Origin of the sequence: Pseudomonas sp. NBRC 111123 (assembly GCF_001320205.1) — a bacterium.
Lineage (GTDB): Bacteria > Pseudomonadota > Gammaproteobacteria > Pseudomonadales > Pseudomonadaceae > Aquipseudomonas > Aquipseudomonas putida_J.
Genome location: NZ_BCAZ01000005.1, coordinates 38,138 through 52,205, shown reverse-complemented (window position 1 = coordinate 52,205; position 14,068 = coordinate 38,138). Strand labels below are relative to the sequence as shown.

Sequence of the window (14,068 nt, the reverse complement as noted above, 5' to 3'; positions counted from 1 at the left end):
AGCTCAAGAACGTCAATACTCACTTCACGCACCCGGCGGCACAAAATCGTTGCGCTGATAAAAGCGCTCCCGTTCATGTGCCGCCGGCTCCTCGCCGGAAAAAATACGCAGATACTCTGGTATGAAACGCATGCGGTATTCCAGTGGCTCGACGGTCTTCATGCTGATGTAGCCGATCTGCGCCAGGTAGATCGAACGGGCGCGGCAAGGTGCTGGGCCTGTCGGCGCCGCTGTACCTGGATGTGATGGGCATTATCTCGAAGCCGGGCTATGCGACGGTCGGCGAGCTGGAAGGCAAGCGGGTCGGCACCGTGCAGGGCTACCTGTGGGTCAATGACCTGGAGAAAGTGCTGGGCGAGACCGACAGGCGGCCGAGGTGGGGGCGCCAAGGCTGGTGGATTGAGTTTCTACCGTACCGGCCCTTTCGCGGGGCAAGCCCGCTCCCACAGGTACCCCACAAGACTTGAGGACGGTGTCACCCCTGTGGGAGCGGGCTTGTCCCGTGAAGAGGCCCGCACAGGAAAAAGCTTATTGCCTTTGACGCAGGACATAATCTCGTCATCTGGCCTTTTCACTGGCGCCCGACAGGCATAAGGTATACGCCGTTAAAAATGCCCTGGAGCTGTCATGTCCAACCGTTTCCCTTCCGTTCGTCCCCGCCGCCTGCGCCAGAACGAATCCCTGCGCACGATCTTCCAGGAAACCGAATTCCGCCTGGAAGACCTGATCCTGCCGATCTTCGTCGAGGAAGGCATCGATGACTTCGTGCCGATCACCAGCATGCCGGGTGTCAATCGCATTCCGGAAAAACTGCTGGCCCAGGAAATCGAGCGCTACGCCCGCGCCGGCATCAAGTCGGTGATGACCTTCGGCGTGTCGCACAACCTGGACGCCACCGGCAGCGACACCTGGAACGAGAACGGCCTTGTCGCGCGCATGTCGCGCATCTGCAAGGACACCGTGCCGGAAATGGTGGTGATGTCCGACACCTGCTTCTGCGAATACACCAGCCACGGCCACTGCGGCGTGCTGCACGACCACGGCGTGGACAACGACGCCACCTTGGCCAACCTGGGCAAGCAGGCGGTCATCGCCGCTGCCGCCGGTGCCGACTTTATCGCCCCGTCGGCGGCGATGGACGGCCAGGTGCAGGCCATTCGTAGCGCGCTGGACGGCGCTGGCTTCCACGACACCGCGATCATGGCCTATTCCACCAAGTTCGCCTCGTCGTTGTATGGGCCGTTCCGCGAAGCCGGTGGCACCGCGCTCAAGGGCGACCGCAAGAGCTACCAGATGAACCCGATGAACCGCCGCGAAGCGGTGCGTGAGTCGCTGCTCGACGAGCAGGAAGGGGCCGATGTGCTGATGGTCAAGCCGGCCGGTGCCTACCTTGACGTGATCGCCGACATCCGCGCCGCCTCGCGCCTGCCGCTGGCGGCCTACCAGGTGAGCGGCGAGTACGCGATGATCAAGTTCGGCGGCCTGGCCGGCGCCATCGACGAAGGCCGGGTGGTGCGTGAAAGCATTGGCGCAATCAAGCGTGCCGGTGCCGACCTGATCCTGACCTACTTCGCCATGGACCTGGCCCGCGAAGGCATCTGACAACTGCCCATATCGGCAAGCCACCGCCTGTAGGAGCGGCCTTGCGGGAGCGGCCTTGCCGGGGCCCGGATCGGGCGGAAAGGGCTGCGTCGCAGCCCCGGCGATATGGATGTTTACGCACTATTCGTGGGGGCGCTTTGCGCCCCTTTCCGACCGGTCCGGCGCACCGGCAAGGCCGCTCCTAAAAAGGGCGGAAGCAGAAAAAATCAGTAAGTGCTGAATTATTTAGTGTCCCGTTGTATCTGATCCCTTAGAGCCTTCAGCGATAGGGATACGGGCATGAAATCTCGCAAGAAAAGCGTCAAGCCGATCGGCTTGAAAGACATCACCATCGTTGACGATGCCAAGATGCGCAAGGCGATCACCGCCGCCGCACTGGGCAACGCCATGGAGTGGTTTGACTTCGGTGTGTACGGCTTCGTCGCCTTCGCCCTGGGCAAGGTGTTCTTCCCCGGTGCCGACCCCGGTGTGCAGATGATCGCGGCGCTGGCCACCTTCTCGGTGCCATTCCTGATTCGCCCGCTGGGCGGGCTGTTCTTCGGCGCCTTGGGCGACCGCTTCGGGCGGCAGAAAATCCTCGCCGCTACCATCGTGATCATGTCGCTGAGCACCTTTGCCATCGGCCTGATACCGTCCTATGCCTCGATCGGCATCTGGGCGCCGATCCTGCTGCTGCTGGCAAAAATGGCCCAGGGCTTCTCGGTGGGTGGTGAGTACACTGGGGCGTCGATCTTCGTCGCCGAGTACGCCCCGGACCGCAAGCGAGGCTTCCTCGGCAGCTGGCTGGACTTCGGCTCGATTGCCGGCTTCGTGCTGGGGGCGGGTGTGGTGGTGCTGATTTCCACCCTTCTCGGCGAAGAGAAGTTCCTCGAATGGGGCTGGCGCCTGCCGTTCTTCCTGGCCTTGCCGCTGGGCATCATCGGCCTCTACCTGCGCCATGCGCTGGAGGAAACCCCGGCGTTCCAGCAGCACGTGGACAAGCTCGAACAGGGTGACCGCGAGGGCCTGGCCTCGGGCCCGAAAGTGTCGTTCAAGGAAGTCGCCACCAAGCACTGGCGCAGCCTGGTGACCTGCATTGGCGTGGTGATCGCCACCAACGTCACCTACTACATGCTGCTCACCTACATGCCCAGCTACCTGTCTCACAACCTGCACTACAGCGAAGACCACGGCGTGCTGATCATCATCGCGATCATGGTCGGCATGCTGTTCGTGCAACCGATCATCGGCCTGATGAGCGACAAATATGGCCGCCGCCCGTTTATCGTGGTCGGCAGTGTCGGGCTGTTCGCCCTGGCCATTCCGGCGTTCATGCTGATCAACAGTGGCGCACTCGGGCTGATCTTCTCCGGCCTGCTGATCATCGCCGTGCTGCTGAACTTCTTCATCGGCGTCATGGCCTCGACCTTGCCGGCCATGTTCCCCACGCACATCCGCTACAGTGCCCTGGCCAGCGCCTTCAACATCTCGGTGCTGATCGCCGGCCTGACCCCGACCCTCGCCGCCTGGCTGGTGGAAAGCAGTGGCAACCTGTACATGCCGGCGTATTACCTGATGGTGATTGCCGTGATTGGCCTGGTGACCGGGCTGACCATGAAGGAAACTGCCAACAAGCCACTGCGGGGTGCAGCGCCTGCTGCGTCAGACATCGATGAAGCGCGCGAACTGCTGCAGGAGCACCATGACAACATCGAGCAGAAGATCGAAGACATCGATGCGCAGATCGCCGAACTGGAAGCCAAGCGCCAGTTGCTGGCGCAACAGCACCCGCGCATCGATTGACCTCAGCGCGGCATGTAGCCGCGTTGCCACGACCGAGGAATGAACCGCGACACCAGCGCCAGCAGGCAGGCCAGGGCCGCACTGCCTGCCAGGGCCTGCAAGCCCAGGCGCTGCTGCAGCCAGGCGCCGAGGGAGGCGCCCAGCAGCATGCCGGCCCAGGGCACCAGTTGCACCCGCCAGCCGTTGCGCCGCTCGCCCAACAGCCAGCGCCCCAGGCCACGGCCGAAGCGCGACAGGGCCCCGGTGACGTAGGTCAGGCCGATGGGCAGGCCGTTCACCTGTTCCACCACTGCATTGATCATGCCCATGGCCAGGGTGGCGGCCAGCAGCGCCGGGAAGGTTGCGGCGAACGGCCACGACCCGGCGCAGGCCAGCAGCCCGGCCACCACCAGCAGCACCGGCCAGGCCCGGCGGCGCATGCCGCGTGCCAGCAGCACACCTAGCGCGTTGCCCACCACGAAGCCGAGCACGGCACCGCTCAGGCGCAGCACCAGGGCCAGATCCGCCTGGCTGATGGCCACGGCCAGGCGGGTGGTGTTGCCGCTCATGAACGAGACGAAATCACCCAGCGCCAGCAGGCCGATAGCGTCGGTCATGCCGGCCAGCACCGACAGCCCGGCGACCAGGCCAAGGCCGACACGGCCACGCAAAACCTGCAGGCGCAGGCGCCTGGCGGTGCGTGCGGGGAGGGCGTTGGGCAGCATGCGCGGGCCTCAGGGCAGCAGTTTTTCGCGGGCCAGGGTGCCTTTGATGGTGCGCTCCACCACATCGACCAGGACCATGGTCTGGTGGTCGACTTCGATGTTCAGCAGCTCGCCGGCCCGGTAATGGGCGAAGGTGGTCTGGCGCAGGGTTTCCGGTATCAGGTTGATGGTGACCACGTTGTCCTCGACATCAGCGACGGTCAGGCTGCAGCCATTGACCCCGATGAAGCCGCGCGGGAACACGTACTTGCCCCACTCAGGTGGCATGCGGAAGGTGATGAAGGCGCCGGTTTCCTTGATCGACAGCTCGACGATCTCGGCAGTGGTGGCGATATGGCCGGCCATCAGGTGGCCGCCGACTTCGGCGTTCATCTTCGCCGAACGTTCGATGTTCACACCCTGGCCGGCCTTGAAGCAGCGCAGGTTGGTGCGTTCGAGGGTGGCGGTCATGGCGTCGAACTTCACCTGGGTGCCGTGGATTTCGGTGACCGACAGGCAGGTGCCTTCGACACTGACGCTGGCGCCGATCTTCAGCTCTTCGAGCAGTTCGGGGGTGAGGTCGATGGTGAACTGGTTGTGGCCCGGGTAGGTGGTCACATCAAGCAGAGGGCGGACGGCCTGGACGATGCCGGTGTACATGGAGTTGCTCCTGGGCACAAAAATGGAAAACATCAGGAAGCTATGCCCGTGGAGCAGCAATTGCAAGACCGGCCTCTTCACGGGCAAGTCGGGGCGCCGAACCGCCGCTCCCACAGGATCACCACAGCCTTCCAGACCTGTGCAATACCTGTGGGAGCGGGTTCACCCGCGAAGAGGCCAGTAAAGGCAGTGAAGATCTAGAACTTCAACTGCCATTGCCCGACAACAGCATGGTTGCGGCTGTTGCTGCCCAGCTCACCGCTATACCCCAGGCCAATGCTCTGCCGCGCGCTCACCCCCAAATCCAGCCCGGCCTCTACCAGCAGGCTGTCGCGGTCGATCGCACTGCCTTCGACGCTGAATGCAGCGCCGCCAGCGATGAACGACTGGCGCGTGCGAGTATCGATGCTGCCGTAAGTATGGCGCCAGCCCAGGGTCGCCCGCGGCGTCAGGCTCATGCCGTTGGCCAGTTGCCCCAGGTGTGCCAGGCGCACGCCGAAGGTACTGCTGAAGTTGTCCTGGGTATCGGCATCCACCGCCAGCGCGGCGTCACCGCCTTGTTCGCGGTAGCTGTCGCGGTGGTAGCGCTGGTAGCCAAGGTTGGCGAACGGCTCGGTGCTCAGGCGGCCGCTGCCCATGGCATAGCCCAGCTCGACGAACGCCTGCTGGCTGTCGGCATCGTAGTCGCCCTTGAGGCGTTCGTTGAAGCCGGTGAAGGCCACCTCACGCTTGCTGTCGCCGTCGTGGCTGCTGTAGGCCGCGCCCAGGCGCACGGCCAGCGGGCCGATGTGGTGCTGGGCATACACACCGGCGTGCCAGCTGCGCACGGTGCCGTCCAGGCCGGTGCTGTCCAGGCGCGTGCGCGAATAGCCGCCAAGCACGCCGAGGCGCCAGTCGCCGCCGAGCGCCCAGTCGCCCCCCAGTACGCCACCGCCAGTACGTTGTTCCAACGCGCTGGCGCCGTGGCTACCCTCGACCTTGCCGTAGCTGCCCAGCGCCTGCGCCCAGACGCGCCCTTGGGCGTTCGGGTCATTGAGGTTGCGCGCCTCTCGGGGTACGCCAGTGGCGGCCAAGGCAGGGCCGTCATTGTCGTTCATGCCCACCAGCAGGCCGCCGGTACTGTCCATGCTGTGCATGGCCCCGAGCATGGTGCTGCCGACCTGGCTGGTGCCGGCCATTGTGGCTGCCGCCAGGTTCGCGGTATTGCTGCCGGACAGTTGCTCGATGGCGCTGCCGGCACCGGCGGTGGTAGTGCCGAGCACGGCGTTGTACAGGTTGCTGTTCTGCCCGAGGCTGGCCAGGCTGCGCGCGGCACCGGCGCCATTGCCAGACTGCGCGTAATGCTCGAAGGCCACGTCGTTGCGGGTGTAGTCCAGGCCTACTGCGGTGCTGCTGTAGCTCAGGGTCGGGGTGAGGAAGGCATAGTCGCTGGTGACCTGGGCAAAGCGGCCATTGACTGCGCCAGCCGTCAGCACGGTGTAGTGGCTCTGCCAGGGGTACTCGCCGGCGCTCGGCTGCACGCGCAAGGTGGCACCGTCGAGGCTGGCGCTGCCGCTGACGCTGAGCGGGGCGCTGCTGCCATCGGCGTTGACCCCGTAGACCAAGGTCGAGCCCTGGCCGAAGCTCAGGTCACCCGCGACCGTGGCCACGCCCAGGCCGGTGTTGGTCAACAGCGTGCCGTCGACTTGCAGCCCGCCGACCGAGCCCCCGCCGGCATAGGTGGCGCCTTGTTCGATGAGCATTTCACCCAGGATGCGACCCTGGTTGATCAAGGTGGCGCCCCCGGTCACCACGCCGCCCTGGCTGAAATCGTCGATGCTGGTCAGCGTCCAGCTGCCGCCGCTGACCTTGAGCATTTCGAAGTTGGCGCTGTTGCCGAAGCTGCCGGTGCCGTCGAGGGTCACGCTGTCGATGCCGTCACCGCCATCGACCAAGCCGTTGAACCCACCGCCGGTCTGCACCACCAGGCGGTCGTTGCCCGCGCCCATGTTCAGCGCCAGGCCATTGCCGCCGCTGATGGTGCCGCTGTTGATCACGCTGTCGGCGAAATCGCCGATCAGCTTGATGCCGAAGCCGTTCTCGCCTTCGATGCGGCCGGCGTTGGTGAGGTGCGTGGCCGCCACGCCAGCGCCTTCGGCGCCGTCGTCGACCAGGATGCCGTTGTCGACACTGCGGATCACCCCCGTGCTGGTGTTGATGACGGTACCACCGCCCATGGCGATGCCTTCGCTGCCGTTGGGCCGACCGCCGCTGTCCACACCCTTGGCGCCCAGGCCCTGGATGGTGCCGGCGTTGTACACGTAGCCGATGGTGTCGATGTCGACCCCGTCGCCGTCACCGTTGACCTTGCCATCGGCGATGGCGCCGGTGATGGTGCCCCAGTTGTACACCGTGCCGCTGCCGTCCGAGCCGAAGCCCGAACCGTTACGCCCGGTCACGCTGGCGCCGGCGTAGTTGTACAAAGTGGCGTCGCTTTTCAGGTCGATACCGTGGCGGTCGGCACTGATGGTGCCGTGGTTGTACACGGTGACACCGGTCGAGGTGCCGATCTTGATGCCGTCCCACTTCTGGTCGAGGCCATTCTTGTCCTGCGGGGCGGTGTCGGTGTAGATCAGCCCGTAGTTGGTGAGGGTGGCGTTGGAGCCGGTCTTGATCGCGTCATTGCCAACCGAATGGATCACGCCAGTAGCCTGGTTCACCAGGGTGGTGGTGAAGGCCGGGTTGTTCAGGGTTTCCAGGTCGATGGCCTGGCCTTCTACGGTGGACTCGATGGTGCCGGCGTTGACGATGCTCAGGCTGCCACCGGCGCTGGGGTTGGTCTGGAAGCGCAGGCCATCGTTGGTGCCCTGGATCAGCGCACCGGCCTGGTTGTTGATCACGTAGTGGCTGAGGTCTTCGCCTTCGTCCTTGGTATCGATGCCGCGGCCACCGGTGGAGCGGATGATGCCGGCGTTATCGACGGTGAGGGTGGCGCCGCTGGTATGTTTGGGCAGGATCACGCCGTCGTCGTCGCTGGCCACGATGCTGCCGTTGGCCGTTACCTTGAGCGTGTCGGCCTTTTTCAGCTCCAGGGTATCGGTGCTGGCGCTGTCGATCCGGTAATTCTTGGCAAAGGCGGCGGGGGCGAAGGCGGCGCAGGCCAGTGCCACGCACAGGGCAAGGCGATTGGGCGTGAAATGCATTGGGCGACCATGAGTTATTGTTCAGGGGCGCCCAATATGGCCATCCGATATTACGATTTTATTGAATGCCCACGTTCTTTATCGCCAATCAGACATGCCCGCTGCTGTTGACGATACGCAGGCACAGCGCCTCGTAGGGGTCGAGGTTGACAGTCAGGCGGCCATCTTCGGTCAGGTCGCCTTCGACCGTTTCGTTGATCATGTCTACTACCGTTCCGGGGGTGAAGCCGGTCAATTGCAGCTGTTCGGCAATCACCTCCTGGCCAAAGTTCAAGGCACTGATCTGGATACCACGCCCTGCCGGCAGTTCGTGCACCATCACCAGCAAGCCCGGGCTGCTGACCTCGGGCACCAGCACCTGGCGGCTGCTGGCAATGCCATAAGCCTGGCGCACGGCAAGCAGTTTCTTTACCTGGCTGGCGAACGACTCAGGGTCCTCCAGTTGTTGGTCAAGGCTGCCGTACAGCGAGCGCGCCCGCGGCATGCCACGCACCGACGCCTCGGCCTGTGGGTCGAGCCCGGCCAGGTCGTAGCCGCCCCGGTGGATCCAGCGGGTATCGCCGTCGACCATCCGCTCGGCCACCGCCTCGGCCGGCAGCGGCAAGGCACCGACTATGTCCCAGCCGGACAGTGCGACCACACCCGGTTGCATGGCGTTGTACATCACCAGCAGCAGGTGCACCTTGCGGATCAGTGCGATGTCCGCCGGGCTGATCTGTTCGAGGTCGCGAATGCCCAGCGCTGCGGTGATCAGGCTGGCGGTGGTGCAGGCGATGCCGTTGGTGACGAAGCGCAGGTTGTAGGGTGCATGCTCACCCGACAGGCGCTCGTAGATTTCTTCGCGGATGTGCTCGCGCAGGATACTGCCGGGCAAGGTCTGGCCCTTGTACAAAAACATGTCGTGGGCGTGCAGGGTCCAGAAGTGCACCAGTTCGACGGTGAGTTCATCGTGGTTCTGCAGGGCGTGGATCAACGACGCGGGGTCGATGCCAAAGGCGTGCATTTCCTTGAGCATCAGGCGCAGGAATTCAGTGTCGCCGCTCAGCAGGGCATGCTGGTAGGCCGGGCGGGTGATGAAGTCGTAGGACAGGTCGGCGCCACCCTTGGACATCTGCGCGATGTCATCGAGGGTCAGGTTCAGCTCCTGGAAGCTGAAGCCGCCGGCCTTGCGGATCATGCCGCCGATCAGCTGATTGCCGACGATCGACAGCGGGTGGCTCTCGGACCAGGCGCTGCCGCTGGCACGGGTTTCCACGCCGAGAAAACCGTTGGCATCCAGGCGCAGGCCGCGGGCACCCAGGCAGTCCAGCGCGTGCAGGGCATCGCCGATGATCATCTGTTGGGCGGCGAAACTGGGGTCGAGCCAGTTCAGTGATGGCTGGCCTTCCTTGAAATAGTGCAGGTACACCCAGCGCCGGGTCTTGCCGTCGACCCCGGTGACCGGCCCGGTGGCACTCCAGTCGGTTTCCTTGACCCCAGGCTCGAAGAAGATCACCCGCTGCAGCTGACCGACGATGTAGTGGCGCAGCTTGAGTTCGTCGCACTGTGCCGGCAGCAGGTTGACCGCATCGCGGCCCGCGGGCACCTCGGGCAGCAGCGGCCAGTCTTCCTCGCGGATCTCGACCATGTGGTAGAGCCCAGGATAGGCGCCGTGGGCCAGCTCGGCCAGACGGAAGTCGGCGCCCTTGCCGGTGTGCGAAGGGATCAGGTCGTCGATGGTCACGGCATTGTGCGCGGCGGCCATGCGGCTCATCTGCACCAGCTCCTGCTCGTTGCCGTAGAGCGGGTCGATGTCGAAGCTGATGCGGTCGAAGTTGCCGTCGATGCTGGGCGTGAATTCACGCCCGCGCACACCGCCGGATTGCTTGATCGGGCCGGTGTGGATGCCTTGCACGCCGACTTCCGAGAGGCGCTTCCACAGCGTTTCGTGACCGAGGGCCGACAGTACCGAGCAGCCTTCGGGGGCGATGATGGCGTCGGGGTAGACGGTCAGCCACACCGAGGCGATCTCGGTGGCGCGGCGCGGCTGGGCTTCGGCGTAAGGGTTCTGCCACAGGCGGGATTGGCCGGAGTACAGCCTGGCGCGCTCCTGCGAGGCCTTGAGCATCGAATGGTCTTCGAGCCATTTGAGGTAAGACGGGTCGGGCTGGGTCATTTCGCGTCCTCTTTGCGTGGCGGCACCGGCCCACGTTATGACGGCATTGCGGGCGGATCGTTCGGCTTGAGAATAGCGCTGGCCTCTTCGCGGGCAAGCCGGTGCGCCGAACCGGCGCTCCCACAGTGACCGCATCACCCTGAAGGCAGTGCCGATCCTGTGGGAGCGGGTTTACCCGCGAAGAGGCCAGGCCTGCAATCACACTTGTTCCTGGCCCTCACTCAACAGCTGGTCAATCCGCCCGGCAAACCGCTGCAGCGCCGGCAGGTACTTCACCACCGCCTGCTCGATACTCATTGCCTTGGCCACATAAACCAGGTTCAAGCACCCCAGCAGCCGCTCGCCAGCCCACAAGGGCACGGCGATCGAGGCGATCTTCTCTTCTCGGTTCCAGGCCATGAAGTTCTCCGCGTAGCCCCGGTGGCGCACCTTACGTAACAGGTTGTCGAGCGCTACCGGGTCACGTGCCAAGCGAAATTCGGGCCCTTCACGGCGGGCCAGCAGGGCGATGATCTGCTCGCGCTCAGCTTCGCCGCAGAAGGCCAGGTAGGCCTGCCCGGTAGCCGTCTCCAGCAGCGGCAGGCGGCGCCCGACCATTGAACGGTGGAATGACAGCCGGCTGAAGTGGCACCGGGTGACCATTTCGAAGCCGAAATCGACGGCCTGGGCCGTGTCGGCGTGACCTTCAGCGGCGAATGACGGAGACCCCCATGAGCCACAAACGCAAAGTCGCCATCATCGGTTCCGGCAACATCGGTACCGACCTGATGATCAAGATCCTGCGCAACGCCAAGCACCTGGAGATGGCCGCGATGGTCGGTATCGACCCGGCTTCCGATGGCCTGGCCCGCGCTGCCCGCATGGGCGTGGCCACCACCCATGAAGGGGTCCAGGGCCTGGCCCGCCTGCCGGTGTTCAAGGACATCGATTTCGTCTTCGACGCCACCAGCGCCGGCGCCCATGTGAAGAACGACGCCTTCTTGCGCCAGCATAAGGCCGACCTGCGCATGATCGACCTGACCCCGGCGGCCATCGGCCCGTACTGCGTGCCGGTGGTCAACCTGGAGCAGCACCTGCAGGCGACCAACGTCAACATGGTCACCTGCGGTGGCCAGGCCACCATCCCCATGGTCGCGGCGGTGTCGCGGGTGGCCAAGGTGCACTACGCCGAAATTGTTGCCTCGATCGCTTCGAAGTCCGCAGGCCCGGGTACTCGCGCCAACATCGACGAGTTCACCGAGACCACCAGCAAGGCCATCGAAGTGATTGGCGGCGCGACCAAGGGCAAGGCGATCATCATCATGAACCCCGCCGAGCCGCCGCTGATGATGCGCGATACGGTGTACGTGCTGAGCGAGGCCGCTGACCAGCAGCAGGTGGCGGCCAGCATCGAGGAAATGTCTGCCGCCGTGCAGGCCTACGTGCCAGGTTACCGCCTCAAGCAGCAGGTGCAGTTCGAAGAAGTGCGCAACCTCAAGTTGCCAGGGCAGGGGACCTTCACCGGCCTCAAGACCTCGGTGTTCCTCGAAGTCGAAGGCGCCGCCCATTACCTGCCGGCCTACGCCGGCAACCTCGACATCATGACCTCCGCCGCGCTGGCCACCGCCGAGCGCATGGCCCTGGCGATGGGAGCCCTGGCATGAACGGCAAGAAGCTTTACATCAGTGACGTGACCCTGCGCGATGGCATGCACGCCATCCGCCATCAGTATTCGCTGGACGACGTGCGCGCCATCGCCAGTGCCCTCGACCGGGCCAAGGTCGACTCCATCGAAGTGGCCCATGGCGACGGCTTGCAGGGCTCCAGCTTCAACTACGGCTTCGGTGCCCACACCGACCTTGAATGGATCGAAGCAGCGGCCGACGCGGTCAACCACGCCAAGATTGCCACGCTGCTGCTGCCAGGGATCGGCACTATTCATGACCTGAAGAACGCCTACGACGCCGGTGCGCGCATCGTTCGCGTGGCCACCCACTGCACCGAGGCGGACGTCTCGCGCCAGCACATCGAATACGCCCGTGAACTGGGCATGGACACCGTCGGCTTCCTGATGATGAGCCACATGCAGACGCCCGAAGGGCTGGCGCAACAGGCCAAGCTGATGGAGGGCTACGGCGCCACCTGCATCTACGTGGTGGACTCCGGTGGTGCGATGAACATGGACGACATCCGTGCGCGTTTGCGCGCGGTGAAGGCCGTGCTCGACCCGGCGACCCACACCGGCATCCACGCCCATCACAACCTCAGCCTCGGCGTGGCCAACTCTATCGCCGCAGTGGAAGAGGGCTGCGACCGTATCGATGCCAGCCTCGCCGGGATGGGCGCTGGAGCCGGTAACGCGCCCCTGGAAGTGTTCATCGCCGCCGCCGACAAGCTCGGCTGGAACCACGGCACTGACCTGTATGCGCTGATGGATGCCGCCGACGACCTGGTGCGGCCGCTGCAGGACCGCCCGGTACGGGTGGACCGGGAAACCCTGGCACTGGGTTATGCCGGGGTCTACTCAAGCTTCCTGCGCCATGCCGAAGTGGCCGCTGCCCGCTATGGCATCAAGGCAGTGGACATTCTCGTCGAGCTGGGCAAGCGGCGGATGGTAGGTGGTCAGGAAGACATGATCGTCGATGTGGCGCTGGACCTGATGAAATCGTGACCCGGGGGCGCTTTGCGCCCCATTCGCGGCTGAAGGCCGCTCCCACAGGAGACCGCGTTCTTTGGGAGACGGCATTCCCTGCAGGAGCGGCCTTCAGCCGCGAATGGGCTGCGAAGCAGCCCCCTTTCAAGGACGACCTAATACAAAAACAATACGGGTAACCCCAATGACTGATTCTGCTAATGCATCGCCGCGCGTGGCCACCACGATCGGCCTGTGTTTCCTCGTCGCCCTGCTCGAAGGCCTTGACCTGCAAGCGGCCGGCATCGCCGCCCCCGGCATGGCCAGCGCCTTCGCGCTGGGCAAGCTGCAAATGGGTTGGGTGTTCAGCGCCGGTATCCTCGGTTTGCTGCCCGGCGCACTGATCGGCGGTTGGCTGGCCGACCGCGTAGGCCGCAAGCGTGTGCTGATCGGTTCGGTCGCGCTGTTCGGTGTGTTCTCCCTGGCCACGGCCCATGCCTGGAACCTGCCCAGCCTGTTGGCGGCCCGCTTGCTGACCGGTGTCGGCTTGGGCGCAGCACTGCCCAACCTCATCGCGCTCACCAGTGAAGCCGCCGGCCAGCGCCTGCGCGGCAGCGCGGTGAGCCTGATGTACTGTGGTGTGCCCCTGGGCGCGGCACTGGCCGCGGGCATCGGTATTGCCGGCTACAGCGGTGACTGGCAGCGGGTGTTCCATGTCGGCGGTGCCGGGCCGCTGCTGATCCTGCCGTTGCTCCTGCGCTACCTGCCCGAGTCCGGCCAGTTTCGCGCCACAGCCCAGGCCGAGGCCACGCCGAACCTGCGCCGCGAGCTGTTCGGCCAGGGGGCGACCTGGTTGCTGTGGCTGAGCTACTTCTTCACCTTGATGGTGGTGTACATCCTCATCAACTGGCTGCCGAGCCTGCTGGTCGGCCAGGGCTTCAGCAGCCATGACGCCAGCTGGGTGATGTTCGCCCTGCAGATCGGCGCAGCCATCGGTACCTTGGCCCTGGGCCTGTTGCTCGAACGCCTGCCGGCCTGGGCTACGGCGGCGCTGGTGTACTTGGGCATTCTCGCGGCGCTGGCCGGCCTGGGGCTGGCCAGCGAGCTGCGCGGCATGCTCGCCGCCGGCTTTTGCGCGGGCTTCTTCGCCACCGGCGGGCAGGGCGTGCTGTATGCCCTGGCACCGCATTTCTACCCCGTGCGCGTGCGCGCCACCGGCGTGGGTGCGGCCGTCGCCGTCGGCCGCCTGGGGGCGATGAGCGGGCCGCTGGTGGCCGGCCAGATGCTGGCCCTTGGCGCCGGTTCCGCCGGCGTGTTGCTGGCCTCGGCCCCGGGTGTGGTGATTGCCGCGCTGGCGCTGTTCCGCCTGATCGGCCGCCGCCCAGTCTGACCC

10 protein-coding genes and 2 pseudogenes are annotated in these 14,068 nt (G+C 65.1%); 6 read left to right on the top strand and 6 right to left on the bottom strand.

Annotated elements, in window-relative coordinates; translation table 11 throughout:
- Positions 1–24: 24 nt before the first annotated feature.
- A pseudogene (locus APH27_RS25600) lies at positions 25–204 on the bottom strand (TetR/AcrR family transcriptional regulator); the annotation flags it as partial.
- Between APH27_RS25600 and APH27_RS25595 the strand changes: the two are divergent.
- From APH27_RS25595 to proP, 3 genes and pseudogenes are all read left to right on the top strand, one after another.
- Positions 189–359: pseudogene (locus APH27_RS25595) on the top strand (amino acid ABC transporter substrate-binding protein); the annotation flags it as partial. The pseudogenes APH27_RS25600 and APH27_RS25595 overlap by 16 nt on opposite strands.
- A gap of 268 nt (positions 360–627) precedes the next feature.
- Positions 628–1,602 (top strand): porphobilinogen synthase, encoded by a 975-nt coding sequence (gene hemB / locus APH27_RS04520; protein WP_027916845.1) that lies wholly within the window; start codon positions 628–630, stop codon positions 1,600–1,602.
- A 279-nt stretch (positions 1,603–1,881) separates the two neighbouring features.
- Positions 1,882–3,384, top strand: a complete 1,503-nt coding sequence (gene proP, locus APH27_RS04515; RefSeq protein WP_060484105.1) for a glycine betaine/L-proline transporter ProP — start codon at positions 1,882–1,884, stop codon at positions 3,382–3,384.
- A gap of 2 nt (positions 3,385–3,386) precedes the next feature.
- Here the strand turns inward: proP and APH27_RS04510 are convergent, their stop codons facing one another.
- The 5 genes from APH27_RS04510 to APH27_RS04490 form a co-directional block, all read right to left on the bottom strand.
- On the bottom strand, positions 3,387–4,088 hold the full coding sequence (locus APH27_RS04510; protein ID WP_060484104.1) for a YoaK family protein: 702 nt from the start codon (positions 4,086–4,088) through the stop codon (positions 3,387–3,389).
- A 9-nt stretch (positions 4,089–4,097) separates the two neighbouring features.
- On the bottom strand, positions 4,098–4,727 hold the full coding sequence (locus tag APH27_RS04505) for a riboflavin synthase (protein WP_027916842.1): 630 nt from the start codon (positions 4,725–4,727) through the stop codon (positions 4,098–4,100).
- A 197-nt stretch (positions 4,728–4,924) separates the two neighbouring features.
- The gene (locus tag APH27_RS04500; RefSeq protein WP_060484103.1) at positions 4,925–7,909 is read right to left on the bottom strand and encodes an autotransporter domain-containing protein; all 2,985 of its coding nucleotides are present in this window, start codon (positions 7,907–7,909) and stop codon (positions 4,925–4,927) included.
- Positions 7,910–7,997: 88 nt separating this feature from the next.
- Complete coding sequence (gene treS, locus APH27_RS04495; protein WP_060484102.1) at positions 7,998–10,064, bottom strand: maltose alpha-D-glucosyltransferase; 2,067 nt, start codon at positions 10,062–10,064, stop codon at positions 7,998–8,000.
- Positions 10,065–10,262: 198 nt separating this feature from the next.
- Entirely contained in the window at positions 10,263–10,706 is a 444-nt protein-coding gene (locus APH27_RS04490) for an IclR family transcriptional regulator C-terminal domain-containing protein (protein ID WP_082434990.1), read from the bottom strand.
- 68 nt (positions 10,707–10,774) lie between these two features.
- On the opposite strand from APH27_RS04490, the gene APH27_RS04485 reads away from it, so the two are divergent.
- The 3 genes from APH27_RS04485 to mhpT all read left to right on the top strand — a co-directional run bounded on the left by APH27_RS04485 (position 10,775) and on the right by mhpT (position 14,065).
- Positions 10,775–11,707, top strand: a complete 933-nt coding sequence (locus APH27_RS04485) for an acetaldehyde dehydrogenase (acetylating) (RefSeq protein ID WP_027916834.1) — start codon at positions 10,775–10,777, stop codon at positions 11,705–11,707.
- A complete protein-coding gene (gene mhpE / locus APH27_RS04480; RefSeq protein WP_027916833.1) occupies positions 11,704–12,714 on the top strand; it encodes a 4-hydroxy-2-oxovalerate aldolase in 1,011 nt (336 codons plus the stop codon). The genes APH27_RS04485 and mhpE overlap by 4 nt, the downstream gene beginning before the upstream one ends.
- A 166-nt stretch (positions 12,715–12,880) precedes the next feature.
- Complete coding sequence (mhpT, locus tag APH27_RS04475; RefSeq protein ID WP_060484100.1) at positions 12,881–14,065, top strand: 3-(3-hydroxy-phenyl)propionate transporter MhpT; 1,185 nt, start codon at positions 12,881–12,883, stop codon at positions 14,063–14,065.
- Positions 14,066–14,068: the final 3 nt, after the last annotated feature.